Origin of the sequence: Halomonas sp. R57-5 (genome assembly GCF_900070345.1) — a bacterium.
GTDB classification, from domain to species: Bacteria; Pseudomonadota; Gammaproteobacteria; order Pseudomonadales; family Halomonadaceae; genus Vreelandella; species Vreelandella ventosae_B.
Map to the genome: position 1 here is coordinate 1,617,387 of NZ_LN813019.1, position 25,097 is coordinate 1,642,483.

17 protein-coding genes are annotated in these 25,097 nt (G+C 55.2%); 4 read left to right on the forward strand and 13 right to left on the reverse strand.

The features are described from left to right. Positions 1-45 precede the first annotated feature (45 nt). The 8 genes from HALO_RS23075 to HALO_RS07325 all read right to left on the reverse strand — a co-directional run bounded on the left by HALO_RS23075 (position 46) and on the right by HALO_RS07325 (position 9,404). Entirely contained in the window at positions 46-240 is a 195-nt protein-coding gene (locus HALO_RS23075) for a hypothetical protein (RefSeq protein ID WP_152561164.1), read from the reverse strand. Between the two features lie 117 nt (positions 241-357). Continuing rightward, entirely contained in the window at positions 358-978 is a 621-nt protein-coding gene (locus HALO_RS07295; protein ID WP_050713261.1) for a hypothetical protein, read from the reverse strand. Continuing rightward, complete coding sequence (locus HALO_RS07300) at positions 975-1,349, reverse strand: hypothetical protein (RefSeq protein WP_035584671.1); 375 nt, start codon at positions 1,347-1,349, stop codon at positions 975-977. Before HALO_RS07300 ends, HALO_RS07295 begins: the two co-directional genes overlap by 4 nt. Then, the gene (locus HALO_RS23475; RefSeq protein WP_035584667.1) at positions 1,342-1,884 is read right to left on the reverse strand and encodes a hypothetical protein; all 543 of its coding nucleotides are present in this window, start codon (positions 1,882-1,884) and stop codon (positions 1,342-1,344) included. Before HALO_RS23475 ends, HALO_RS07300 begins: the two co-directional genes overlap by 8 nt. A 123-nt stretch (positions 1,885-2,007) precedes the next feature. Next, complete coding sequence (locus tag HALO_RS07310) at positions 2,008-3,003, reverse strand: hypothetical protein (RefSeq protein ID WP_050713262.1); 996 nt, start codon at positions 3,001-3,003, stop codon at positions 2,008-2,010. Continuing rightward, entirely contained in the window at positions 2,996-6,547 is a 3,552-nt protein-coding gene (locus HALO_RS23480; protein WP_035584662.1) for a toxin VasX, read from the reverse strand. The genes HALO_RS07310 and HALO_RS23480 overlap by 8 nt, the downstream gene beginning before the upstream one ends. Next, a complete protein-coding gene (locus HALO_RS07320; protein WP_050713263.1) occupies positions 6,544-7,302 on the reverse strand; it encodes a DUF4123 domain-containing protein in 759 nt (252 codons plus the stop codon). Before HALO_RS07320 ends, HALO_RS23480 begins: the two co-directional genes overlap by 4 nt. Beyond that, complete coding sequence (locus HALO_RS07325; protein ID WP_050713264.1) at positions 7,302-9,404, reverse strand: type VI secretion system Vgr family protein; 2,103 nt, start codon at positions 9,402-9,404, stop codon at positions 7,302-7,304. The genes HALO_RS07320 and HALO_RS07325 overlap by 1 nt, the downstream gene beginning before the upstream one ends. Before the next feature lie 240 nt (positions 9,405-9,644). On the opposite strand from HALO_RS07325, the gene HALO_RS07330 reads away from it, so the two are divergent. Beyond that, positions 9,645-10,358 (forward strand): trimeric intracellular cation channel family protein, encoded by a 714-nt coding sequence (locus tag HALO_RS07330; RefSeq protein ID WP_081899170.1) that lies wholly within the window; start codon positions 9,645-9,647, stop codon positions 10,356-10,358. A gap of 192 nt (positions 10,359-10,550) precedes the next feature. On the opposite strand, the gene HALO_RS07335 is transcribed toward HALO_RS07330, so the two are convergent. Then, positions 10,551-13,535 carry a hypothetical protein gene (locus HALO_RS07335; RefSeq protein ID WP_035584656.1) on the reverse strand — a complete coding sequence of 995 codons (2,985 nt, stop codon included), beginning with the start codon at positions 13,533-13,535 and terminating at the stop codon, positions 10,551-10,553. A 109-nt stretch (positions 13,536-13,644) separates the two neighbouring features. Here HALO_RS07335 and HALO_RS07340 point away from each other — a divergent pair, with 109 nt between their 5' ends. Beyond that, the gene (locus tag HALO_RS07340; protein WP_035584651.1) at positions 13,645-14,352 is read left to right on the forward strand and encodes a DUF3581 family protein; all 708 of its coding nucleotides are present in this window, start codon (positions 13,645-13,647) and stop codon (positions 14,350-14,352) included. Here HALO_RS07340 and HALO_RS07345 read toward each other — a convergent pair. From HALO_RS07345 to HALO_RS07355, 3 genes are all read right to left on the reverse strand, one after another. Beyond that, positions 14,349-15,242, reverse strand: a complete 894-nt coding sequence (locus HALO_RS07345; protein ID WP_035584649.1) for a transglutaminase family protein — start codon at positions 15,240-15,242, stop codon at positions 14,349-14,351. The genes HALO_RS07340 and HALO_RS07345 overlap by 4 nt on opposite strands. Continuing rightward, positions 15,239-17,668: a circularly permuted type 2 ATP-grasp protein gene (locus tag HALO_RS07350; protein WP_050713265.1), complete on the reverse strand. Its 2,430-nt coding sequence runs from the start codon at positions 17,666-17,668 to the stop codon at positions 15,239-15,241. Before HALO_RS07350 ends, HALO_RS07345 begins: the two co-directional genes overlap by 4 nt. Positions 17,669-17,730: 62 nt before the next feature. After that, positions 17,731-21,081: a transglutaminase family protein gene (locus tag HALO_RS07355; protein WP_035584645.1), complete on the reverse strand. Its 3,351-nt coding sequence runs from the start codon at positions 21,079-21,081 to the stop codon at positions 17,731-17,733. A gap of 377 nt (positions 21,082-21,458) precedes the next feature. Here HALO_RS07355 and HALO_RS07360 point away from each other — a divergent pair, with 377 nt between their 5' ends. After that, positions 21,459-22,940, forward strand: a complete 1,482-nt coding sequence (locus HALO_RS07360) for a circularly permuted type 2 ATP-grasp protein (RefSeq protein ID WP_035584641.1) — start codon at positions 21,459-21,461, stop codon at positions 22,938-22,940. 4 nt (positions 22,941-22,944) lie between these two features. Then, positions 22,945-23,955, forward strand: coding sequence for an alpha-E domain-containing protein (locus HALO_RS07365; RefSeq protein WP_035584638.1), 1,011 nt, complete (start codon positions 22,945-22,947; stop codon positions 23,953-23,955). Here HALO_RS07365 and HALO_RS07370 read toward each other — a convergent pair. Continuing rightward, complete coding sequence (locus tag HALO_RS07370; RefSeq protein ID WP_050713266.1) at positions 23,952-25,022, reverse strand: zinc-binding metallopeptidase family protein; 1,071 nt, start codon at positions 25,020-25,022, stop codon at positions 23,952-23,954. The genes HALO_RS07365 and HALO_RS07370 overlap by 4 nt on opposite strands. Positions 25,023-25,097: the final 75 nt, after the last annotated feature.

Consider the following 25,097-nt stretch of genomic DNA (forward strand, 5'->3'; position numbering starts at 1 on the left):
CTTTTGCCCAACCGCTAAATGCCGGTGTATTGTAGGTTTTTCCTTCTAGGCGCTTAATGATTGCGACATCTTGTAGCTCAACCCCCATGCCGGAACTTCAATGACCGTATTAATAGGTATCTGCTGAATATGCTCTTGCCACATTTGGCCCATTAGAAATGAGGTAGGCGCGGGGCGGTTATGGGTATCGCCCAGATGGGACGTTAATGCTTCGCGCTCATGTGGCTTTCGGCAATTCATACAATCACTCACTGGAACTAATTTAACAGATTAAGCCACGCTACCGCCGAGGCAGGCGCGTAGTAGCGACTGCCTTGAGAGTGTTGTTTGATACAATGACTGGACTGCGCCTACCAGCTAACGCMAACGAATATTCTTTTGGTACTTCTCTTCCTGTATTTTCGCTACCTCTTCCTCGCTCATATCTCGCCAATAACGCGGATTGCGGCCTTTGCGTTTGTCAGCGGCTGCCGTGGTAGGGTCTTTATGGCGGTGTATTTCCAAGGCAGGTACATCCGGTAGCGGCTGGGAAACATCCATATAGCGCTGGATAAACTGCCATGCTGCCACCAGCTCGCCGGGCATATTGGTAGGTGGGAACTGGGCATCCAGTTTCTGGCGAAGTCCTGTTTCAGGGTGGTAAAGCATCAGCGAATAAGTAGGGCTGCCTTGGGTATCCGGCGAGCTTTCAAGGTAGGCGTCAAATTCATAGATGGGTGCTACTAAGCGCTCTTCCCAAGCTCGTTTTGGGTTATAAATCGTGAAAAAACCATCCTGCCGATTGAGCTGCCATACTGAGGCTTTTCGCATTCCATAAAAAAATTCAGGAGACAATTTCTCAAGCAACCTCCCACCTTTCCATAGGAAAACTAAACTTAAAAAAACAGGTGAAACAAAAATGAATACAGCTCTTATATCTTTTATAAGCTCTTCTAATTCACCCATCAAGATTGATTTAACTGAGAGGCCTAAACTCATAATAAAAAAACCCACAAGCTAAGAAAAGCCCCTCCCTTGCCTATACCCATGGTGGTAAACAATATTCCCGAAATTTTCTTATAACTAGGCGGAAGGATAGCCTGATGGTCATAATGGACTCCAATTTCCTTAAACGCCTCGCTGCCCTCTAAGTTACCCTCAGCTTTTCTAGACTCCCACCTTTCAGAAATTTCAATATTATTATATCCATACTCGTCTTTAGTACCATTATCCGGAGTACGGCGATACCACGTTAAACGCGAACCTCTAATACGTTGTCGATCTGGATTAGCCTCCTCCCAAGCTACCCGTTTAGCTGGTTTGTAGGCAGTATCAGTGTAGTAATCTTTTGGGTTAGTCTGATCAGACATTCAATGTTTCCTTTGCCCAGTAATCACTATTAGACGATGTGCTATCAAAGACTTCTGCTATATCGCTAGGCGCGGCTTTGAGCGGTTCTGGCGCGGGATAGAACCGATCATTGGATAGAAAAGGGACTTGCGGTATTTCTCGAAACTGCACTTGCACATCCCAACGGTAACCGATGCCTGTCTGAGGCCCCCATGCACGTTTACCCGCAGGCGTATAAACAAAGTAGCGAATAGAACTTGCAGATAGCTGGGTCAGTAGTGGCGTAATCTGCGTTTCAGATTCTTTCGTCCAACCGCTATAGGCCGGTGTATTGTGAGTTTTTCCTTCTAGGCGCTTAATGATTGCGACATCTTGTAGCTCAACCCCCATGCCGGGTAGGCCGCTTTTAACTTCAATCACCGTATTGATAGGTGTCTGCTGAAGATGCTCTTGCCACATTTGGCCCATGAGAAATGGCGTAGGCGTGGGGCGGTTATGGGTATCGTCCAGCTGGGTTATTAGTGCATCGCGCTCCTGTGGCTTTCGGCAATTCATACAATCACTCACTGGAACTAATTTAGTACTTTAAGCCACGCTACCGCCGAGGCAGACGCGTAGTAGCGGCTGCCTTGAGGGGGGGGGTTGATACAATGAATGACTGGACTGCGCCTGCCGGCTTTAACGCAACCGAATATTCTTTTGATACTTCTCTTCCTGGATTTTCTCTACTTCGGCTTCGCTCATATCTCTCCAGTAACGCGGGTTACGGCCTTTGCGCTGATCGGCTGCTGCCGTGGTAGGGTCTTTGTGGCGGTGTATTTCCAGAGCAGGCACATCCGGTAGCGGCTGGGAAACATCCATATAACGCTGGATAAACTGCCATGCTGCCACCAGCTCGCCGGGCATATTGGTAGGCGGGAACTGCGCATCCAGTTTCTGGCGAAGCCCTGTTTCAGGGTGGTAAAGCATCAGCGAATAAGTAGGGCTGCCTTGGGTATCCGGCGAGCTTTCAAGGTAGGCGTCGAATTCATAGAAAGGCGCTGCTAAGCGCTTTTCCCATGCTTTTTTAGGATGGTAGATAGTAAACAGACCACTTTGTCGATCAAGTCTCCAAAGAGGGTAACTTTTAGCACCAAAAGCTATATTCGGGTATCTACTACTTAGCCACTCTAAAGTTTTCCATATCAAAAAGGAAAAAGAGGAAATAGGGAAGACATAAAAGAATAAATATTTTAATGCATCAAAATATTCAGCAAACCCTGTGCTTACAAAGGGTATTAATAGCAAGCCAACAACGCAATATAAAAAAAATACCCACCATGGAACAAATGTAGAAAACTTCGCTATAGCCATGGAAACAACAAAAACAATAGCACTTTTTTTATAATTAGGAGGAATTATTAGCATGTGATCATAATAAGCCTTCATCGAGCTATAAGTAGCTTTTAGATCGCCTTTTGATTTGTCTCGATTATCTTCCCATGACTTTGAGATGTAAATATTATTATAACCATATTCGTCCTTAGTGCCGTTATCCTGAGTACGACGATACCATGTTAAACATGATCCGCTGATACGTTGACGATTCGAATTAGCCTCTTCCCAAGCTGCTCTTTTAGCCGGTTTGTAGGCAGTATTAGCGTAGTAGTTTTTTGGGTTAGGTTGATCAGACATTCAATGTTTCCTTTACCCAGTAATCACTATTAGACGATGTGCTATCAAAGACTTCTGCTATATCGCTAGGCGCGGCTTTGAGCGGTTCTGGCGCGGGATAGAACCGATCATTGGATAGAAAAGGGACTTGCGGTATTTCTCGAAACTGCACTTGCACATCCCAACGGTAGCCAATGCCTGTCTGAGGCCCCAATGCACGTTTACCCACTGGTGTGTAAACAAAGTAGCGAATGGAATGCGCAGAAAGCTGAGTCAGCAGTGGCGTAATCTGCGTTTCAGATTCTTTCGCCCAACCGCTATAGGCCGGTGTATTGTGAGTTTTTCCTTCTAGGCGCTTAATGATTGCGACATCTTGTAGCTCAACCCCCATGCCGGGCAAACCGCTTTTTACTTCAATGACCGTATTAATAGGTGTCTGCTGAATATGTTCTTGCCACATTTGGCCCATTAGAAATGACGTAGGCGTAGGGCGGTTATGGGTATCGCCCAGTTGGGTCATTAGTTCATCGCGCTCCTGTGGCGGCACCCGGCGGGCGGTAATAGTAATGTTGGCCAATATGCCTTGAAGGCGGTAGTAAGCCTCTTCGGGCTCTTCCAGCCAGGGCGCTACGCCACGCTGATCACCGAAGGGTCCATGCTTGACCCACTGTTCTAGCGGACCATCAGTCAACATAATGCCAGTAACCGCGCCACCTACCAACAGTGCTAATCCCACCCAGCCAACGGGCCCACTGAATACCAGTAGCATCGTAGCGCCTACCGCAGCCATGCCATACGCCACCGTAGCATCCATATCGCCTTCTTTAAATCGTTCAACAGCCTCCCAGGTCATTGTAACTGCTGCTAGTAGCCCAGCACCTCTAGCAAAAAGCCAGTTAACGGTAACTAAACGTGGAAACATTCGGCTAAAGATATTAGCTTGACCATTATTTATCACCACCTTTTGACTAAAGTTGCTTGTGTGAACAATAGGCCTTAAGACTTCATAACGGCGAGAGAGGTAATCACTTAAATTTAGCGTCGCAAGAGTCAAATCTAACCCTGCAGCAAAAATCCCCAACACTTTCTTGGCTTTTAAGCCAGTTGATAATGCGGCCCCGCTTTGACCCAAGTTCATAGCCTGAAAAGCAACCATTAAGTAAGGCAGCCGGGTGGTTCCAATCGCTCGTTCCGTAAAGCCAATTCGCTCGCGCCCCTGTCTAACCATCTCCGCTGCATCAGAGTCAATAGGGGCAAAAATAAACCGCACTTCGCGGGCTTCGCCTATATCTTTTATTGAGCGTAACCGGCTTTGATTGGTGCCCCCTAGCAGTTCACCATTGGAAGTGCGGTAAATATCTCCATAGAACTGCCGATGCCCATTGCGCGCAATGTAGTTGCGATCCGCACTATCGAGCCCAAACGTCATGCCTGACTGTACATCTTCCACGCCCAACAATACGAAATGGCTCATATCCACATTGCCCGTCGACTGAAAGGTCAAGTCTCCCAACAATGTATGTAGTGCTCCCCGCGATGCGTTGAAAGCGGGCATATAGATTCTGGCAGCCATGGCCGTTCGGTCGCCTTGGTCTGCCACCTGGCTAAGCACGTTCTTGCCGCTTAACGCTATGCGCCCGAAGACGTTGTCCATTGCTCCTGACCAGCGGTTGAGCTCACCAATCGTATTTAAGCGGGCGGCGGCGGCAAGCAATGAGACTTCTACGGTTTGTAGGTTCTCAGTGTCTGGCGGATTCCCGCGTTTACTTTCGTCTGCCAGCGCTTTGGCACGAAAGCGGCCTGTGCCGTCATTGCTTTCCTCTTCGGGKAGCACAAAAGTCTGGTCAACCGGGTGGGTTTCGCTGTCAGGGAAGCACATCGCATGCAGCGGTGCTGTACTGCCCTCTTCAAGCAAGCTGACTAAAGTGCGCTGAGCAGTTGCCGCGTTGGCGGTGTGGAATAGCGTTGGAATTGCTTCACCCACTAAGATATCGATACGCTTTGGGTCTAAGCTCAACGCGGTAAAACATTGCTCGGCTAAGCAGAAACCACTTAAGTAGTCGCTCTCTTCCAAACTGAAGTAGTCTACCAACGCTCGTTGATAAGCTGAATTGCCGATGAGTTCGGCCAGCCGTGTTTGGTGAAACTCCCAAAGCCGATGGGCCACATCTCGCGCTAAAGTGGCCACGCTGGTATGGAATTCGCCGCCTAAATATTTGAGCGCTTGATTGGACGCCAAGCTGCGCAATGGGTTGCTTTCGCCTCCAATGTTTTCGGGCATGATGCGCTTTTGCACCATAATAGCGCTGCGATAGTGGGGCTGTGCAGCGCAACGCTCAAGCAATATCGATAAGTAGTTTTGGGATAATTGCATCTGGCTCAGCGCGTGGCGAAGCTCGAACAGAGGGTCGTCGATAATTAGCCCAGGGATATGACGTTGGCGCGCATCTTCTAAAACATCACCACCATCAGGTAGCTCTTCCCAATTGGGTGGCTCGTTTCCTTCTTCTGATGGAGTCGATGTAGAGCTGCGGCGATACGCTTGGCACACTACATCCGCAGCGGCAGCCCGAAGGCCCACTTCACGCTTTAAAGGCGAGGCATCTCGATTGGCTTCGTTCCATGCACCATTAACCGCTTCTGCGCCTCCTTTGTCGAAGCTTTGTTGTTCGCTTAAAGCATGCTGATAGAGAGACGAAACAGCGCTGCCTGAAAGATCCTCTACCCAAAGTGGTGGGTGAGCAACTTGCAACTCTAGGCAAGGGGTGCGTTGGCGCTGGGGCACCAATTGCTCAGCGGCAAGAAGCTGACCGCTCACAACGCGTTCAGATGGGCTTTGCAGGGTGACCGATTGAAAACGCTGGTTGATCTCCGCCGGGTCTGTTTCCAGGCAGTTAAGCCGGGCCGCTGACCATTGAACGTCTGAAAAGGCTACCTTGACTTCGCCGCTTAGCCAGTTCGAGGCACGACGGGCAGGCAACCATATTTCCGTGAGGGATTGGCCCGTTGCTAAACGTTGGTCATCAACAAAGCCCTCGCTTTCATCGCGGTGCTTTGCCAGGTCTACATCCTTGAATTGCCATTCGTCGGACTCGGACACACCCACCTCAATTTCTCGCCATATAGATCCTTGATAGTGGATATACAGGTAGCCGGGGCGGCTCGGCAGGGCATGAGAGGCATCATCAACAAGGGATTGCCAAAAGGCGAGCGGCACAATGGGCTGAACAACATACTGCTGGAAAACCGTATCACGTTCATGCTCCTGCCAGGGGGTTTGGCCCACACCAGCAAACAGCGGTACACGTATTGGATCACCTTCTTCGCTGGCAATCTCTAACCATACATTACGACCTGGTTCTGCCTCCCACTCCCAGCTGTGGATACGGCTTATTGGTTCTGGCAGATCCTCTTCTTCTACAGCATCTGTTAACCCAGGCTGCTCTTGCTCGTCGTGTTCATCATAAAAAAAGAACCGATGACCTTCAGGGTGTTCTTTGCCAAGTACCTGGATAAACAGTTTGGGTTCTTCGCATGCCTTATGTTGGCTCAGTTCCTGACTCATACGGTGCTCTCTGCCGTGTCGCTAACCGGATTATGATTTTCAGCTGGGAATAACGCTTGTTGTGCTATATCACTGTTCAAGAAACGTTGTCGTATTTCCATATCGTCCAACGACTCACCTGGGCTTCTATACTGTTTAAATGCTCTCGTTAATCGAATATACCGTTCAAGCGCTTGCTCTTGATGCTTGGTCAGTTTTAGCACCTGGCAGGTGGCAGGCATTCTCTCATCCGTTTGATCACCTGCTTCCAGTGCTTGCCACAGAGGGGATGCCGTGTATTTAACTCCCATCTCGTCGCCTTGCCATATCCACTGGTCTATTGGCCCAAACCATTGCCTACTAACCCCTTCAGGATGACTAAATAGCGCAGCAGCAATATCGGGGTGGTAAAACCGCAACATCCCTTTTCGGTTGCCGTAAAATGTTACTTCCAGACAGCTTCGCAAGTGGGCTAATACTTCGTGTCTCGGGGCGCGACTAGCGATAACGACCCCAGGCGCAATTCCCCTTCTTGGATCGGCAGAAAATGTTTCTAGAATGCCTCTAGTAGCTTGGTTCAAAGGCATCATGATAGGGCTACGCTTCAAAAAATCTTTATAACGGGTCTGAAGAAACAACCAATCAAAATCAACATTGGGCAATTGCCGATATAGCGACGATAACGTGTTGCCGCTTTCTTCCAGCACCAGCCAATGCTGCAGCCCATTATTCTGATTTAGCAGTTGCGATAACGTGCTTGCTTGAATGACTTTCATCACGCGACATTATTCCTGCAGGGACAGTCAGCTAACGGGCAGCTTCCATCACGCTGCAATTGGCAAAGTTCAACCAAAGGAATGTCATCAGCCATGGCTTGCTCAAGCCGTTTACCAAAAACAGGCCCCATGGTGACGTCCTCACTTATCTCAGCCACCGCATGCCCAGGCAGTAGGGGAGCTTCCACCGCTTGACCGCTGCCATTGCCGGGGCTACCGCCTGCGTTGATACGTACCTTGGGGCCGACCATGGTGACCCCGCCACCGTCCAGTTTGAGAAAGCTGCCGCCAGCGTTCAGGGTGAGTTCGTTACCGGCTTCCAGCACGACTTTGTGGCCTGCTTTGATGTGCAGTTCGCGGCCGCTTTCGCTGAGCCAGGCTTGGCCCGCGCTGATATGCAGCGTGCCCTGTACCGTTAGGTGCTGCTGGCCTTCGGTGTGCTCGAAGCGGTTGCCGTGCACTGTGTGATGGTCGTCGTTATCGATCTCGCTGATGCGGTCGTTATTGACCTTCAAGAAGCTGTCGTTGCGGATCTCTTCAATGCGGTCGTTGAGGGTTAACAGCTCCAGGTCTTTCTGGGCATGGAGCCAAATCTGCTCTTCGCCCGCTTCATCCTCAAAGCGCAGCTCGTTAAAGCCTTCGGCCTTGTGGCTTTGGGTGCGCAGCACCGTGCGGGTTTTGTGTTCCGGCAGCGGGTAGGGCGCGGTGTTCACGGCGTGGTAGGTACGCCCGGTAACCAGCGGTTGATCGGGGTCGCCTTCCAAAAACGAGACGATGACCTCGTGGCCGATGCGCGGAATGGCGATGCTGCCGTAGCCACCGCCTGCCCAGCCTTGGGCGACCCGTACCCAGCAACTGGCGGTGTCATTAGGTTCCGCGTAGCGATCCCAGGGGAACTGTACTTTGACACGGCCATGTTCGTCGCAGTGAATCTCTTCGCCTTCGGGGCCCACCACAAAGGCCACTTGGGGGCCGTCTACCCTAGGCTTAGGGTTGGGCGTCGCCCGCCAGGGGGTATCACCGGGGATGAGGGTGACTTGGTTGTAATAACGGGTCATACCATTTGCATCACCCTGGGACTCTTTACCGACAAGCATGCCATCTTCTTCCAACGCCTGGGGCTGTTCTCCATGGTGAAGAACGCTGATGGCTTGCCAGTCCCGGTTGAGGCTGTCGGTATCGTGATCGGTCAGGGTGAAACGCAGGCCGGGGGCGAGTTCGGGGAGGTCGCTTTCGGCACTGGCGATGATCGCTTCGCGGCGCAGCTGCTCCAAGCGAATACGGGTAAACGGTTTTCCCGAGGCGTCCTGTTTATAACGGCCAGGATAGTCGTAGTGTTCGTAATCGACTTGCTGCCCATGGTCTTCTACATCGCGACCCAGGTGTTCATGTAGTTGTGCGTAAGCAGGCTTTTTAAAGCTGTAGTCTTTTAGCGTGGCGGTAGCCGCGGCAACTCTTGCCGTGTGGCTGAGTTTGCGAACATGGCGGTTGGGGGCCGTGCCACCAGCGCGGCTGTGGTAGCTGCGCGCGCCCAGATTAGTTAGCACCTGCGGGTCATCGGCAAACACCAACCGGTGAGCGCTCTCCTCGAATTCGTGGAAATAGAAAAGCCCCTCTTCGGCGGCCAGGCGTTCAATGAATGCCAGATCGGTCTCGCGGTACTGCACGCAGTACTCGCGCTCCGGCAGTTCGCGGTTCACGGCAAAGGCTACATCGGTAATGCCGCGCTCGTCGCACAGGGTATTGATGATGGTCAGCGGGTCGACTTTCTGGAAGATACGCGAGTTGTGGCGCAAAGAGAGCCGCCAGAGCGCTGGGCGCATTACTAAGGTATAGAAGGKGCGGCGGTGGCCACGGKCGCCCCGGCCAAACTCACTCACCACGCCACTTAATCGACGCAGCGGTTCGCCATCCTGCCAGATGGTCAGGGTGGCTTCACGATCCAGCAGCTCGGCAGCATCCAGGTTGCCATCGCGGCTGGCTAGGTTTAGCGCCAGTTCAAAGGGCTGGGAGAGCGCTTCGCGGTGTGTGAAGTCGATGACTGCGATGTCGTCAACGCCGGGTAGCGTTAGGGTGAATTGCAAACCGGTACTGAGCGCCATGCCCCCTCCTGGAATAATCGTCAAACGTCACCATGACAAATGAGAAACGCTTAGGATAGCGACCTAGTGATATACGACAACCCCTAGAAGCTATCTGTCGGCAATGTCTTACAAGTCGTGTAGGCAATCTCTTACAAAACAGCGATAAACTGATTAAAAAATGAACGATTATGTGGCTGGTTGTGGCAGCGAGAGTGCTATCCTGCCTGCCTTCATAGATGCGAGCAAAAGGAGAAGGGCGTGTCGGGCGTGGTCTACTGGCTGGATATGGCGGGTGTCATCGTGTTCGCGCTGTCGGGCGTGATTTTGGCGTGCCGGTCGCGCATGGATCCGATTGGTATGCTGGTGTTGGCGGCGGTCACCGGCATTGGCGGGGGCACGCTGCGGGATTTAGTGCTGGGCGTTAGGCCGGTGTTTTGGGTGACGGATCCGACCTACCTTTGGGTGATTTTAGCCACGGTGAGCGTGTCGTTGATGGGGTTTCACTATATCCACCGCCTTTCGCGGGGGTTTTTGCCCATCGCCGATGCGTTTGGGTTGGCGCTGTTTACGGTGATTGGTACGCATAAAGCACTGCTGCTGGGGAGCTCAGGCACGGTGGCGGTATTGATGGGCATGATGACCGGTGTAGCCGGCGGCATGATCCGTGATGTATTGGCCCAGCGAGTGCCCATGGTGCTGCGCGAAGAGGTGTACGCCACGGCGGCGATGGCCGGAGGAATTGTCTACGTGGCGCTGCATGCGCTGGAAGCACCACTGACGATAGCGATTGCCGCCTCGCTAGGCGTTACCCTTGGGCTGCGTTTGGCGGCGATCCATTGGCACTTGGCGTTGCCGGTGTTTGCCTGGGTCACGGTGCCGCCGAAAACCCATGACGAGGCTGCTCCGCTCTCTACGCCGCAAAAGGCTAAAGAGCGAGTGAGGATAATTCGCCGTGAGCGCAAAAAACGCTAGGCTCTGTCTGAAAACTGGCTGCGTTCGACCATACGGCGTTAAAAATCGGCTCGTGCGCGAGTCCGATCAAAGTACTCATTTACAACACGTAAACTCGCGCGCGAGTCCGATCCGTCTTTTCGCCGATTTTTGCCTTGTCTGGCCTTCGCTCGCCGACTTTTCAGACAAAGCCTAAGGGCTAATCATTAACGTCTAATTGTTAGGGCCTCGGGAGCGGTTTGCTTCACGCCAACGGTCAAACCAGCGGCGCGGCTGAATCACCCGCAAGGTGGGCTCGCTGTCGTTAAGCTCCACCCCTAACCCAAGCACGCCAAGCCGGGCATAGAGCGCGCCGTTGGCACTGCGCTCGGCCAGCGTGACATCCGAAAGGAGCAGCAGTGGGCCGCCGGTGAGTGTTAAGTCACTCAGGCTAATTTGCTCGCCGCTGATCGCTAGTTGTGCCGTTCCCTCGATATCGTGAACATTCAACAGTCTTCCTAGCCAGTCGCTGTCCCTTGCCCGGGCGAGAAACAGCCGGGCCAGTAAGCCGGTATCGCGCATCTCAAGGCGGAGCTGGCTGGCGAGGCGAATAGGATCTTCCCAGGCCAGGGTTGCCTCATCCATTGAAAGCTGCACCCACCAACCAGCATCTGAAGAACCATTTTCACTCTGGCGATTAACGTTTTCCAGGCGTAAGAACGAGTCGTCGGCGGTAAAGCGTCGTGTTTCCAGGTCACCTTCGGTTAGCTGTAGATAGAGTTGTAAGTCGCCGCTAAGCCGCTGGTCCAGCAACGCTAGCTCAGCGCCAAAAGCGCGCAGCGTGACTTCGCCCTGGGCGTTTAACCCCTCCAGCAGCCACTCGCTTTCCAGGCTGGCCTGGCCATTCAGTAAGGTAATCCCCGCGCCTTCTGGCAGGTAGCGGTTGTAGCGGGTGAAGTCGGGCACCTCGGTAATCGGCAGCGCAATGCGGGTGATGAAATGCTCGGGCTGGGGGGATTCCAGTACATCGCTAAAGCGCTCGGTTTGCGTGGTGAGGGCGAAGTGGCGCCCTTCCAAGTGAGGACTGTCATCATCTTGGCGCCTTAGCGCAAAGCGGGGAATGCCAAGCGAGAGTTGGGCCTGCTCGGGGCTATCCAATTGGGCGGTAAGCTCACCACGCCCGGTGGCGGTATAGTCTAAAAACGAGACCTCTAGCTGGTCGGCGTTGACCCGCAGCCGAGTGGGTGCCAGTAAGCGGTTATCGCGAAAGGCGCCTTGAGCGGAGAGTTGGCCTTCCCCAGCGATAGTTAAACCGTGCGCATCAGGTAAAAAAGCATTTAAAAAGCTAAGCCGTTGCACGCTGCCTTCAAGCGCAAACTGCCCGCTGGGTACGTTGTCGCGGCGTTGAAGTCGGCCATCGGTCAAGACCAATACGCTCTGTAAGCGCTCACCAGGTTGCTCGATATCGGCCACTTGCCAGCTTAATCGAGCGCCACTGATATTCAGCGCTGAGCCATCTATTGCCGCCTGCTCAATGGGCAGTAAAAGCTGCATATCGCTGGTTAAGGTGCCGCTTTCGTCGCCGTGCTGCCAGCGAGTGGTCAGCGCTTCTCCGGCTAAGCTTACCTCGCCGCTGAGCTGTTCTGAAGCGATGTTGAGCTGGCCGTGACTGGCGGCTTGGCCGCTAAGCAATTGCAACGGCGCAGGGGCTGGCAGCATGGAACCTAAGTAAGTTTGTAGCACGCTGATATCAGGCAGGTGCGCGGCTTGCCAACTGAGTGTCGCGGATGCATCTTCACGGGCTCGTTGTGCATCGATGGGACTCGTGGCGACGACACTGATGTCGGCATCGTCAAGCAGCAGGCGCTCTTGGTGATGCAGCGTGGCCTGGCTAAAATTCAGCGTTGCCTCAATCCTTTCTTGGGGGGGTAGCTGGGCGTTCAGTGAGCCGCTGCCTTGGGCAGTAAAACCAAGCGTGTCGGCTGCTAGTTCAGGGGCTTGAATACTCAGCTGGGCATCAAAAGGTCGCGACCCGCGAATGCTTGCATTGGCCTCGATTTGACCATGGCCAGAAAGGCGAACGCCCTGTCCGTCCAAACTCGTATCCAGGTAGCGGTTAAGCATATCCAAACGGGTAATATCGCCCTGAAGCGCCAGGGTTGCTGCTGTAGGAAGGTCGAGGTGATCCAAGCGCTGATTGGGAATTTGGCTGGCCAGGCGTAGCTCCGCGTGCTCTGCATATGTGTGTGAATCGAGGTGTGAATCGGCTAGCTCTTCTTCTGCTAATACGACATCGGTCAACTGCGTCGAAAAATGCAGCTGATCGTTTTTAACCGCTAGGCGAACTTGGCCCTCCCCGGTAGCCGTATGGCGTGGTGACGGGTTATCCGCCACTATCCAGCGCGGCGAATCACTCGGTGCGCGTAAACGCTGCTCATCAACGGCTAAGCGCAGCTCAGGTGCGTCCAGCATAAGTTCGCTACCGGGTTGTAACTTGCCTGCGGTTAGCTCCAGCTCCCCCGTCAGCGCCCCGCGCCCCTCCAAGGTTAGCCAGGGTAGGGCGTCTAGGTAGGGCATAAAGACATCCCAGGCATCCGCCTGGGCATCCAACTGAAGTTGTGCGGAGAGCGCTGCCAGTAGATTGGGGTTCAACTCACCGCTCCCAACATCGACAGGGTTTATCGTTTTGAGCGTGGCATCTGCGTTAAGATTGATAGCGCTCACTAAGGTGGTTTGATCGCTTAGGCGAACTAAACGACCATTAGTGATAGCGAGGGAAACCTGAGGGATCGCTAGTGTGTCGCGACTTAAGGTGGTCTCTGCGACCTGTAGCTCGCCGTCAGCTTCGAGGGCGATGTCACCAACGGTCAGGCGGCGTATACCCTCAGCATCCAGTGCATCGATATGCAGCTCGCCGCGCAGCAGGGCCAGTAGCGACAGCGAAAGGGTGGCGCGTTCGGCCTCAATCGAGATGGGCAGTGCTTGATCTTCACGGGCTAGATAAAGCCCCTCGACTTCCCAGCGGCCTGGGTTTCGGCTGGCGCCTTTTTCCCAGCGGATATCGACACCTTCGAATTGCGAAATGCGTGCCGGAAGCCATTGGCTATTGAGCAGCCAATAGCTGCCTACCACCCAGATAAGGATGAGAAACAGCAGGCCAATCAACACCCTCAGCAGCAGGCGGGGTAGGCGATTTTTAGCAGTGTTCGCGTCTGACATAGTGGTTTCCCTAGCAGAGAACTCCTGTTGGGGCGTGTTTTGTGGCATTATGCGCGGCGTTGGGCAGTGACGGGTTTTCGATTTCAACGCTAGGCAGGCAACAAACGCCATGTTCAAGGATTTTTACGCGCAACGCGGAGAGTATGTAGTGATCTCTGCAGAGCAGGCCAGTCGCTTCGCCAAAGGCGTGGCGGGTGATTACAACCCTATTCATAACCCGGATGCACGGCGCTTTTGTGTGCCCGGTGACCTACTGTTTGTGCTGATACTCACAAAGTTTGGGTTGTCGCGGCAAATGGAATTTCGTTTCACCAACATGGTGGGCGCTGACACGCCGCTTAAGTTTAGCGAAGCAGAAAACGGTGCACTTCACGTTTGCGATGAGGGCGGCAAATGCTACTTGCAGGTGGTGCGTAGTGGTGACATTACTCACGATCCCGCGGTAGTGGAAGCCTTTGCGCGTTGCTATGTCGCGTTTTCTGGCAAGAACTTTCCGCACTATCTCAAACCGCTGATGGAGCAACATGGGGTCATGTTTAACCCCAAACGCCCCTTGGTGATCTACGATAGCATGGGGTTTTCGCTTGAGCGTTTAGATGGCTTTTCGCCGGGCTTAATGCTGAACCACTCTTCGTTAGAGGTTCACGGGAAACGCGCCGATGCGCTGCTGGAGTTCTCGATTGAATCCGCTGGGGAAGCGGTGGGTGTCGGTTCCAAGAAGCTTGTGGTGAGTGGCCTGTGTGACTACGACGCCGATGAAATGGCCGCGATAGTAGAAGAGTTTTACCGCTTAAAGGCCGCCTACGAGTCGGCCTAGCGTTCCATCGAGGCTATCGGCGGCATCATAGCCTGCGGCATCACATCGACTTCGACTTCCAATTGATGCTCGCCACCGCCATTCATAACGCCTTTGAGCGGGGCGACATCGGCGTAATCACGCCCCCAGGCCAGCACCGGATGCTGCTCGCCAGCCACGGTGCCGTTGGTGGGGTCGAGGGCCAGCCAACCCCATTCAGGAATCCAGGTTGCCAGCCATGCATGGGAAGCATCTGCGCCGATCAGGCGTGGCTGCCCAGGCGGCGGCTGGGTTTCTAAGTAGCCGCTGACATAGCGGGCGGCGAGACCCACCGAGCGCAATGCGCCAATCGCCAGATGAGCGAAGTCTTGGCACACGCCGCGGCGGTTGGCGAGCACTTCGCTTAGCGGTGTCGCCAGCGTGGTGAAGCTGGGGTCGTACTCAAAGGTTTGATGAATCAGTTCATTAAGCGCTAATGCCGCTTCAACGATCGGTCTGCCTGGGGTGAAGCAGCTGTGGGCAAAGCTGGCTAGCTCAGCGTTTCGGCGGATAAACGGTGAGTCGAGGCGGTAGAGCTGAACGTCAAAGCTGTTTGCCTGGCTAAGGTGCTGAGCAACGCTTTCCCACGCTGAGGAAGTAGGCGGCAGTGCTGCCAAGGGCTGTGTGCTTAGTGGTGTTACCACCGTTACATCCAACGTTTGATGGACATCCTCCATAGCGAAATAGAGCACCCGATTGCCAAATACATCGCGGCGCTCCATCTGCACCTGGGGCACAGGGCTGATCTGTAGTTCCGAGGCGCCACATTGCTGGTGCGGCGTTTTACGGGGCAGCACGCGTGCCTCGCTATGGCATAGCGTCACTGGGGCGCTGTAGTGGTAGCGAGTGGTATGGCGCAGCGTGTAGTTCATGCATCAGGCTCCATGCTGACTAACTGGCGTGGCCGCTCCACATGGCTGAAATGACTCTGGCTGATGGCTTCAGAAAGCGCGCTTAAGGGTTCAATCAACGCATCCAGCAGTTGCTCTAAAGCCTCTTGTGCCTCTGGCGTCTCGGCCAAGTGACTTAAACGATCAATATCCGCCAGGTGCAGCGCCGCATTGGCTTGAATCAATAGCCGTCGCTCAGCGTTGCGATAGGGCGATGTGCTGCCAGGCAGGCGATCCATCTGGCGCTCAATGCGCTTGAGCATATAGCCCACCGAGCGGGGATTGGTTTCATCGAATAGCAGTAGATCGAGAATCGCCGCCGGGTGAAGCTCGCTGCGGTAGCGGCGGCGATAGGCGGTAAAGTTATCGGTGGTGGCGAGCACCACTTCCCATAGCGCTAAGCCCGGTGTGTGCGGCGCATTGAGGGTGAGCTTGAGCAGTGAGAGCAAGCCCAGCACACGATCMAAAAAGCGACCAATATCCATAAACCGCCAGCCGTAGTGGTGGGGCATGGTTTCGTTGCACAGCCCAAAGAAGGCGGCTAGCTGGGCCGACAACCCTTCGCAGGCGCGCCTTGCAGCGCTGGCCCCTAAGCTGGGGTTGAAGGTGGCCATGCGCTGGCGCAACTGGTGGACTACCCGCCAGGAATCGTCGCCTAAATGGTCGCGCACGCTGCGCGCATTGCGCATTAGTTGGGCAAACAGCGGCTGCAGTGCCTGGGGGTCCACATCGTCAAATTGGGCCAGCAGTGCGGCGCGCTTTAGCTCAAAGCCAATCAGCGGCGCCTGTAGCCGCTGCTCGTCCTCTTCGTTTAGCGTGGTGATATCGAGCGCTAGCAGCAGTTCATCAAGCAGTTGGTCGGCGATCTCATCTTGGTCGTACTCCATCAGCCTCAGCAGCGCTTCACGTAGCAGTCGGGCGCGGGTATCTAAGCGCTCACCGTAGCGGCCTAACCAAAACAGGCTTTCGGCTACTCGACTGGGTAGGTCGGTGCCGTCACGGGTGGCCACCACCGGTCCGCGGGCCTGGCGCAACTGGCTAACATGGGGCTGGGGAGCGGCGGCGGTGACCCACACATCCTTAACGATAGTGCTGCTTAGTGATGGCAGGCCAGGTTCTCCCACCCAGGCTAAACCGCCGGGCATTACTTGGTACTCACTGGCTTCACTGCTTTTGGCAGTAGCGTTGCTGTGGATCGTGGCGCTGACTGGCGTGCGGGTCACAAAGCAGCGTAGGTTGAGGGTGGTGGGCTCGAGCCGCTGTAGATAGCTATCAAAAACCGGTGCGGTGGCGGACACCGTCGTGGCATCGGCGTTGGGCAACAGCAGGGKTTCACCCAGCAGGTGTTCGCACAGCATCGGTAAGTAATCGGCTAATACAGGGGCTTCCAAAATGCCCACCCCCAAGGCGTTCGATAGCGCTACGCCGCCTGCGCGCATGGCCTGGAGTAGCCCGGGTACGCCCAGCTGCGAATCGCCACGCAGTTCCAGCGGGTCGCAGTAAGCGTCGTCGCAGTGGCGCAGTATCACATCCACTGGCTGTAAACCGCCCAGCGTACGCAGCCACACTTGGGTATCGCGTACGACTAAATCCTGTCCCTCCACCAGCGCGATATTGAGATAGTTGGCCAGGTAGGCGTGCTCAAAGTAGCGTGGGCTGGCCGGCCCCGGCGTTAGTAGGATAAGTGTGGGGTTATCGCGATGCTGATAGGCCATGGCGATCAGCGTACGGTGGTGCAGGTCGAGAAACCCCGCTAACCGTTTTAATGGTGCATTGCGGTACATATCCGGCAGGGCGCGGGCCATCAGTATGCGATTTTCAAGCGCAAAACCGGTGCCTGATGGCGCCTGTAGGCGGTCTGCCATCACCCGCCACTGGCCTTTTGCATCCAGAATGACATCCACACCGTGAAAGTTGATCGCTGCACGGTCATTGGGTAGCGACTGGTGGCAGGGCAGTAACAAATGCGCTGAAGCAAGCAGTTCCTGGGTGGGTAGCCGCCCCGCCTCAAAAAGTGTTTTGGGCCCATAAATATCATCATAAAGGGCGCTTAGCAGGCGACTGCGCTGGGTTAGCCCCACGGCTAATGCCTGCCACTGTGCTTCATCGATCACCCAGGGCAGCGGATCAAGCCGCCACGAACGCCCCTGGGTGTCATCATGCATATTAAAAATCACGCCGTTTTCAGCCAGCAGCCGCTGTATTTCTTCATGCTGCTGTAAGCGCCCAGTAGGGCCCATGCCTTCAAGTGAGCTCAGTAAGCTCTGCCAGCCGGGGCGTAGCTGCCCCTGGCCATCGAGCATGGCGTCAAACGTGCCGGGCTGTCCCTTGCCTAGCTGATGTAAGTAATCCTCAACGAGCCCGTTAGCCACGGGCGCGAGAAGTGAGGGAGAGACAGGGGCCGTCATTATCCTTGTAATCCTGAGAAAGGTGGGCGGATTATCCTGCACTAGCCGCTAAGAGGAAAGCATTAGCTTGGTGTCCAGCGTAAGTCGAGGGTTTGCGGCAGTTCCAGGCTGGGTGTTTCCAGCTTGGGCACCTGATGACCATGGCGATGACCGCTGTCACTAAAACGCCCCAGTCGGCGCGCTTCCGCTTCAAACGCATTAACCGGGAAGGTGTCGAAATTGCGTCCGGTCGGGTGTACCACGTAGTAGGTGCAGCCTGCCACGGAGCGCTGGTTCCAGGTGTCGATGACATCAAAGACCAGCGGCGCGTGTATGGGAATTTGCGGATGCAGCGCAGACGGTGGCTGCCAAGCGCGGTAGCGCACCCCAGCCACCGCTTCGCCGTTTCTGCCGGTGGCTGAAAGCGGCACCCGACGACCGTTGCAGGTCACCACGTAGCGGTCGCCGCTCATGCCACTGACTTTAACTTCCAGGCGCTCGACGGATGAGTCGACGTAGCGGGCGGTGCCCCCGGCAGAGGCTTCTTCGCCCAATACATGCCAGGGTTCGATAGCTTGACGCAGTTCGATATCCAGCATTGGCGTGTGCAAGCGCCCGTGGAGCGGAAAGCGGAACTCCAGGAAGGGGGCAAACCACTCCAAATCAAAATCAAAGCCGTGATGGCGTAAGTCGCTTAACACATCGTCAAGGTCATGCCACAGGTAGTGGGGCAGCATCCAGCGATCCTGCAAGGCGCTGCCCCAGCGCACCGGTTTGGCCCGATAGGGTGTTTTCCAGCAGCGCGCAACAAGGGCGCGGATCAGCAGCATTTGCATCAGCCCCATGCGGGCATGGGGTGGCATCTCAAAGCCGCGTAGTTCCAGTAACCCTAGCCGCCCGCTATCGCTATCCGGCGAGTAGAGCTTGTCGATACAGAACTCGGCGCGGTGGGTGTTGCCGGTTAAGTCAGTCAGTAGGTGGCGCAGCAAGCGATCCACCAGCCAGGGCTGCACTACTTCGCCTTCGGGCATTTGCTGTAGGGCGATTTCCAACTCGTAAAGTGCCTCGTGGCGCGCTTCATCTACCCGCGGGGCTTGGCTAGTGGGGCCAATAAACAGGCCTGAAAACAGGTAAGAGAGGCTAGGGTGGTGCTGCCAGTAGGTGACTAGGCTGGCAAGCAAGTCTGGGCGGCGTAAAAAAGGTGAATCCTCAGGGGTAATCCCGCCAAGGGTGACATGGTTACCGCCGCCGGTGCCGGTGTGGCGGCCATCAAGCATAAATTTTTCGGTGCCCAAACGGGTTTCACGTGCCTCGGCATACAGCCGTTCGGTTTGCGCGACCAGGGTTTGCCAACTGGCGGCGGGCATAATATTCACTTCGATCACGCCCGGGTCGGGGGTGATCATAAAGTTTTCCAGTCGCGGATCCCGAGGCGGTGAATAACCCTCTACCATCACCGGGCAGGCGAGCTCCTTGGCGCACTCCTCAACGGTGCTGAGTAGGTCGAGGTAGTGCTCCAAGCTGGTTAGCGGCGGCAGAAAAATATGCAAGCGGCCATCCCGTGGCTGCACACATAGGCTGGTGTGAATAACACCACTTTCCGTGTCGATTTCCGCCCGTGGCTGCTGCTGAACCGATTCGCCCTCTGGGTGTGATGGGCTCGGGTGGCTGGTTCGACCCAAGCGTTCGGCATCGCTGAGGTGGTGTTGTTCGGCGTTGCGGCGAGCAACTTCGCCGTGAATGTCGCCCAGCTCTGGGCGGGGCGCGAACAGCGATTCCGGTTGAGGCTGCTCTTCTGGGGCAGCCCAAGGCAGCGCCGAAAGCGGTAAACGCAAGCCCATGGGGGAGTCGCCGGGCACCAGGAACAGGTGTTCACGCTTGAGCGGCCAGCGTCCGCTCTCCCAGCGGTGGGCCTGGCTAAGCGAGTGGCGCAGCGGCAGGGCATAGCCAACCACTTCGTCTAAGCCTTGTTCTAATAAGCGGGCTAAACGGTGACGTTCGGCGTCATCTTTGAGATTGGCTTCGCGTGGGTCAACGTTCACCGGTAGCGACTGCTCTTTCCATAGATAGTAGTAGGCATCCTCGAACGCCGGAATCCAGTAGCGTTCGGCCACACCCAGGCGTTCGCTTAGCGCTTTGGTAAAGCGCTGGGCCATTGCATCATCTACATGGAGCTCTGGTGCGCCGTCTAGGCAGGCCAGCCATTGGGGATCACGCCATAGTGGTACGCCATCTTTACGCCAGTAACAGGCGAGCGCCCAGCGGGGCAGTGGTTCCCCGGGGTACCACTTGCCTTGCTGTTGCTGAATAGCGCTGCCGGGGGCGTAAGCGGCCTGGAGCCGGGTTAGCAGTGCCTCAGCGCGTTCGCGTTTGTGCTCGCCCAGGGCTTCGGTATTCCACTGTGGGCTCTCCATATCGTCGACCGAGACAAAGGTGGGTTCGCCGCCCATGGTCAGGCGTACGTCCTGGTGGAGCAGTTCGGCATCTACCTCGTCACCCAGCGCGCAGATACGCTGCCACTGCTCATCGCTATAGGGCTTGGTGACCCGTGGGTCTTCGTGGATACGCTCCACTTCCATGGTGACATCGAAAGTGACTTCACACTTATCCGAAAACCCGGTAATCGCGGCCGCACTGCCGGTCGTCGGGGTGGCGGCGAGGGGAATATGGCCTTCGCCAGCGAACAGTCCCGAGGTGGGGTCGAGCCCCACCCAGCCTGCGCCGGGGAGGAATACTTCGGTCCAGGCGTGTAGGTCGGTGAAATCTACTTCGCTCCCGCTGGGGCCATCCAGCGCTTTAACATCGGACTTGAGCTGAATGAGGTAGCCGGAGACAAAGCGTGCGGCGAGGCCCAGGTGGCGGAAAATTTGCACCAACAGCCAGGCGCTGTCGCGGCAGGAGCCGCTGGCGAACGTTAAGGTCTCTTCGCAGCTCTGTACGCCGGGCTCCATGCGTACCAAATAACCAATATCATCCTGCAGGCGTTGATTCAGCGCGACCAGGAAATCGACGGTGGTAGTGGGCTCGCGGGGAACAGCCTTGAGCCACTCCATCAACCGCGGCCCGGATTCCGTTATTTCCAGATAGGGGCTTAGTTCCTGGCGCAGCGCTTCGGGGTAGGCAAAGGGAATCGTTTGCGCAATGTCGTCCAAGAAGAAATCGAACGGGTTAATCACCGTCATCGGGGCGATGAGTTCGACCGCAATGGTTAACTCTTTACGCGGTTCGGGGAACACCACGCGGGCATTGAAGTTGCCAAACGGATCCTGTTGCCAGTTTAAAAAGTGGTCGTCGCCGGAGAGTTTGAGCGAGTAGGCCTCAATATGGGTGCGGCAGTGGGGCGCCGGACGCAGCCGAATAACATGGGGCGAAAGACGCACCGGGCGGTCAAAGTGGTAGGTCGTGCGATGATACAAGGCAACGCGAATGGTCATGGGCCACCCTCAAAAGAMCCGTTATCAACCGGTGGGTCGGTTGGGTTAAGGAATAACCGAACGTTTCGCAAGTATCGTTCCMCTTTTACTTTTTTGCAGCCGCTATCTTAACTAAGGCGTTTAACTAAAGTGGAAATCACTTAATGCACCAAAATAGCACTGCTTTTATGCACTGCTTTTATGCACTGATATAGAGCATGTGGTCGCTTTAATTGGCTCGTGCTCCCTGTCAAGTAGCGTTTAAGTAAGCGAACGTTGAAATATCGCAAAAGATGGTACGTATTTTGCTCTCAATTGTTTGATTGTTTTGCGCGCGGCAGGCCTACACTGAGCATTGAGGAAGTTGCCGCTTCCACCCCAGCGCCAGGAGAGCGCCCATGAGCCAAGTGAATTGGAATAACTATGCGTGTCGTGATTACTACGATGAGCTGATGGCCGCACCCGGTCAGCCACGCGATTCAGCGGGTGAATTGTGCAACATGTTGGCAAGGTTTAGCGCAGAAGAGTTAGCCGAGCGGAAAACCGCGGCGGAGATCGCCATTCGTACCATGGGGATTACCTTTACCGTCTACTCCGAAGGCGCGATGATCGATCGCGCCTGGCCCTTTGATATTGTGCCGCGGATTATTCCCGCCAGCGAGTGGCGTAAAACCGAGGCAGGCCTCAAACAGCGCGTGCAGGCGCTGAATCTATTTATTGATGATCTTTACCACGATCAAAAAGTCATTAAGGACAAAGTGTTACCCGCCGAAGTGCTGGCGCAGTCGGTTAATTTTCGCCCCCAGTGTGTCGGCATTAATCCCCCTCACGGCGTGTGGGCCCACGTGTGCGGTTCAGATCTAGTGCGCGATGGGGATGGCACGCTGTATGTGTTGGAAGATAACTTGCGCATTCCTTCCGGCGTCTCCTATATGTTGGAAAACCGCAACGTCACCAAGCGGGTACTGCCGGAGTTGTTTGCTTCGGGCAAAATTTTGCCCGTTGATGACTATGTGGCCAACCTCTACGACATGCTCGCCGCGATGTCACCACGGCCTGGGGATGAGCCGCAGGTGGTTGTACTGACCCCTGGAATCTATAACTCTGCTTACTTTGAGCACGCCTACCTTGCCCAGCAAATGGGCGTCGAGCTGGTGCAAGGCAGCGACCTGCTAGTCGATGACAATGATGTGGTGTACATGCGCACCGTGGAAGGACTGCGCCGGGTCGACGTTATCTACCGTCGCGTGGATGACGAGTTTCTAGACCCGGAAGCGTTTAACCCTGACTCCATGCTGGGGGTGGCGGGTCTGATGCGCGCTTGGCGGGCGGGAAAAGTGGCGCTGGCCAATGCTCCGGGTGCTGGCGTGGCGGATGACAAGGTCGTTTATGCATTCGTGCCTGCGCTGATTCGCTACTATCTCGACCAGGAACCGCTGCTGCCCAACGTGCCCAGCTACCTGTGCATGTTCGAAGATGACCGCCGCTATGTACTTGACCATCTTGATGAATTGGTGGTGAAGCCGGCCAATGAGTCGGGGGGCTATGGCATGCTGATTGGCCCGCGCTCAACCAAAGAGACCCGCGAAGAGTTTGCCCGCTTGATTAAGGCGAACCCACGCAACTATATGGCGCAGCCCACCCTGGCGCTGTCGACGACGCCTACGTTGGCGAATGGTTTACCACAGCCACGCCATGTGGATTTACGCCCCTTCATACTCTCTGGGCCTGAAATCCATGTCACCACCGGCGGGCTTACCCGGGTGGCATTGATAGAGGGGTCGTTGGTGGTGAACTCCTCTCAAGGCGGCGGCAGTAAAGATACCTGGATTGTAGAAACCGACGATAAGGCGGCAGTGGCCGCGGTGAAAGGAGCCTAACGCCATGCTGTCACGCGTTGCAGAGAACCTCTACTGGATGGCGCGCTATATTGAACGTGCGGAAGATACCGCACGTTTACTGAGCGTCAATAGTCACCTTATGCTCGATTTGCCGGGGCGCCTGCCGCTGGGTTGGGCGCCGCTTATCGAAATGACCGGCAGCCTGGAAGTCTTCACCGCACGTTATGAAGAGTTTGATGAGCGCAACGTAGTGCACTTTTTATGCGCCGATCCTGATAATGATATTTCGATTATCTCCGCGCTTGCCAGTGCCCGTGAGAACCTGAGAACCACCCGGGATGTGGTGCCCCGGGAAATTTGGGAAGAGGTTAATCAGCTCTATCTTAGCGTCGCCGATCATGCTGAAAATGGCGTGAGTCCACGCCGTCGCGATAGCTTTCTTAAAAGTGTTATTCGTGGTTGCCAGGCGTTAACGGGCCTCATTGAAGGCACCTTAAGCCATGGCCCTGCGCGTACTTTTATTGAGTTGGGCCGTCAGTTGGAGCGGGCCGATATGACCACCCGCATTGTCGATGTGCGCTCCGCCAGCCTGCTGCCACAAAACCCTGAAGAGTTGCTGCCATTCGAAAACCTGCAGTGGATGAGCGTGCTCAAGTCACTGACTGCTTACCAGATGTATCGCCAACAGGTGCGCTTGCGGGTGCGCGGGCCAGATGTGCTGCGCTTTTTGCTACAAGATCCCAATCTGCCACGCTCGATTGCCTGCAGCCTTGAAACCCTGGGTCATGAGCTGACGCTACTGCCACGCCAGGATCGTCCGGCGGCCACCGTCTCGCTGGTGCGCGCCGATGTAGTAGACGCCGATATTCAAGCGCTCGCTCATTCACCCAGTAAGCTGCACTTGTTTATCGATGAACTGCAGATCGGCTTTGCCGCTATCCACGATACCCTCAGCGCCACCTACTTTGTGAATGACGACAGCGTCCCCCGCGTGACGCAAACCCAGACTCAGACTCAAAGCCAGAGCCACGCGGGGGACAACGATAACGACTAAAGCGTAGAGGAATCGCTTTCTAACGGGCTGGCGGCCTGAATGATGTCATGCAGGTACGCCAGTTTTTCGCGCACCGCCGGGGCAAGCACACCTGGCGCTAAATCGAGCAGTCCCATATCACGGTTGAGCTCGTTCACCGCCATGCCTACCTGATGAAAGGCAATCAGCATGCTCTCAAGGCTGCCGTCGTACTCAACGTGGGTAATGCCCATGTGCAGTGCGGTATCCAGTACAGCGACCATGTCCAAGTAATAGGCGAACGTTTCGGCAAAATCCTCCCAAGGGTGCATGGTGGCGTAGGCGGAGATGAAGCGGTTGGGCCAGTCGCCGGGGGCTCCCTGCTGGTAGTAACGCTCTAACGCTTCGGTATAGCTTGGCCGGTGGTGGTTGCCAAATACTGCACGACACGTTTCTTCATCGCGATCCTTAACCAATACGTCCCAGTAGTAGTGGCCAATTTCATGGCGGAAGTGGCCAATCAAGGTGCGGTGGGACTCGTTCATATCGACCCGTAAACGCTCGCGCTCAACGTCGTCGGCCTCTTTGACGTTAATGGTGATATGACCTGCCGCATGGCCGGTATACACTTTCTCCTGGTTGGCGGTAGAGCGCCATAGTCCTTGGTCAGGCAGGGCATCAGCCATAAAAGAGAAACTCAACGGCACTGCAATAGCATCCTCTTGGGTGCCGTGGGGTAGTTTCAGTAAATCAAGGGTATGAAACAGACGCCGTTTGGCCGCCTCAAGTGCTGCCCAACGCTCGCGGTTACCATCAATAGTGAGATCGGGGATCATGGCGTTATAACGGCAGCAGTCGCATAGCGTATCCGCTTGGCCGTGTTCCATTACCMCCATACGATTGCACACGTTCTCAACAGCGTAGTTGTGACACTTCATCAGCGCCGTATCACAACCTGGGTAGATGCAGCGATAGCCGCCGTTATCCAGAGGGGCAACGGCAACGATATTGCTGCAGGCAGGACACCAGCCGACCTCTGACTGGCAGCTAAGGCAGTGGGTGTTTTCATAGAAAAGCGGATTGCCACAGCGGCAGTTGAAAGCCTGCATAAATAATTCCCTGTGTTTAAACACGAGCGTTCGCCATGTGCGATCCGCGAGGCTGCGGCACACTGATAGGCCGAA

What these genes read in the sequence shown, in the direction of transcription:
- HALO_RS23075 (WP_152561164.1), bottom strand. Translation starts at nt 240, where the DNA reads ATGAATTGCCGAAAGCCACATGAGCGCGAAGCATTAACGTCCCATCTG.
- HALO_RS07300 (WP_035584671.1), bottom strand. Translation starts at nt 1,349, where the DNA reads ATGTCTGATCAGACTAACCCAAAAGATTACTACACTGATACTGCCTAC.
- HALO_RS23475 (WP_035584667.1), bottom strand. Translation starts at nt 1,884, where the DNA reads ATGAATTGCCGAAAGCCACAGGAGCGCGATGCACTAATAACCCAGCTG.
- HALO_RS07310 (WP_050713262.1), bottom strand. Translation starts at nt 3,003, where the DNA reads ATGTCTGATCAACCTAACCCAAAAAACTACTACGCTAATACTGCCTAC.
- HALO_RS07320 (WP_050713263.1), bottom strand. Translation starts at nt 7,302, where the DNA reads ATGAAAGTCATTCAAGCAAGCACGTTATCGCAACTGCTAAATCAGAAT.
- HALO_RS07335 (WP_035584656.1), bottom strand. Translation starts at nt 13,535, where the DNA reads ATGTCAGACGCGAACACTGCTAAAAATCGCCTACCCCGCCTGCTGCTG.
- HALO_RS07340 (WP_035584651.1), top strand. Translation starts at nt 13,645, where the DNA reads ATGTTCAAGGATTTTTACGCGCAACGCGGAGAGTATGTAGTGATCTCT.
- HALO_RS07345 (WP_035584649.1), bottom strand. Translation starts at nt 15,242, where the DNA reads ATGAACTACACGCTGCGCCATACCACTCGCTACCACTACAGCGCCCCA.
- HALO_RS07355 (WP_035584645.1), bottom strand. Translation starts at nt 21,081, where the DNA reads ATGACCATTCGCGTTGCCTTGTATCATCGCACGACCTACCACTTTGAC.
- HALO_RS07360 (WP_035584641.1), top strand. Translation starts at nt 21,459, where the DNA reads ATGAGCCAAGTGAATTGGAATAACTATGCGTGTCGTGATTACTACGAT.
- HALO_RS07365 (WP_035584638.1), top strand. Translation starts at nt 22,945, where the DNA reads ATGCTGTCACGCGTTGCAGAGAACCTCTACTGGATGGCGCGCTATATT.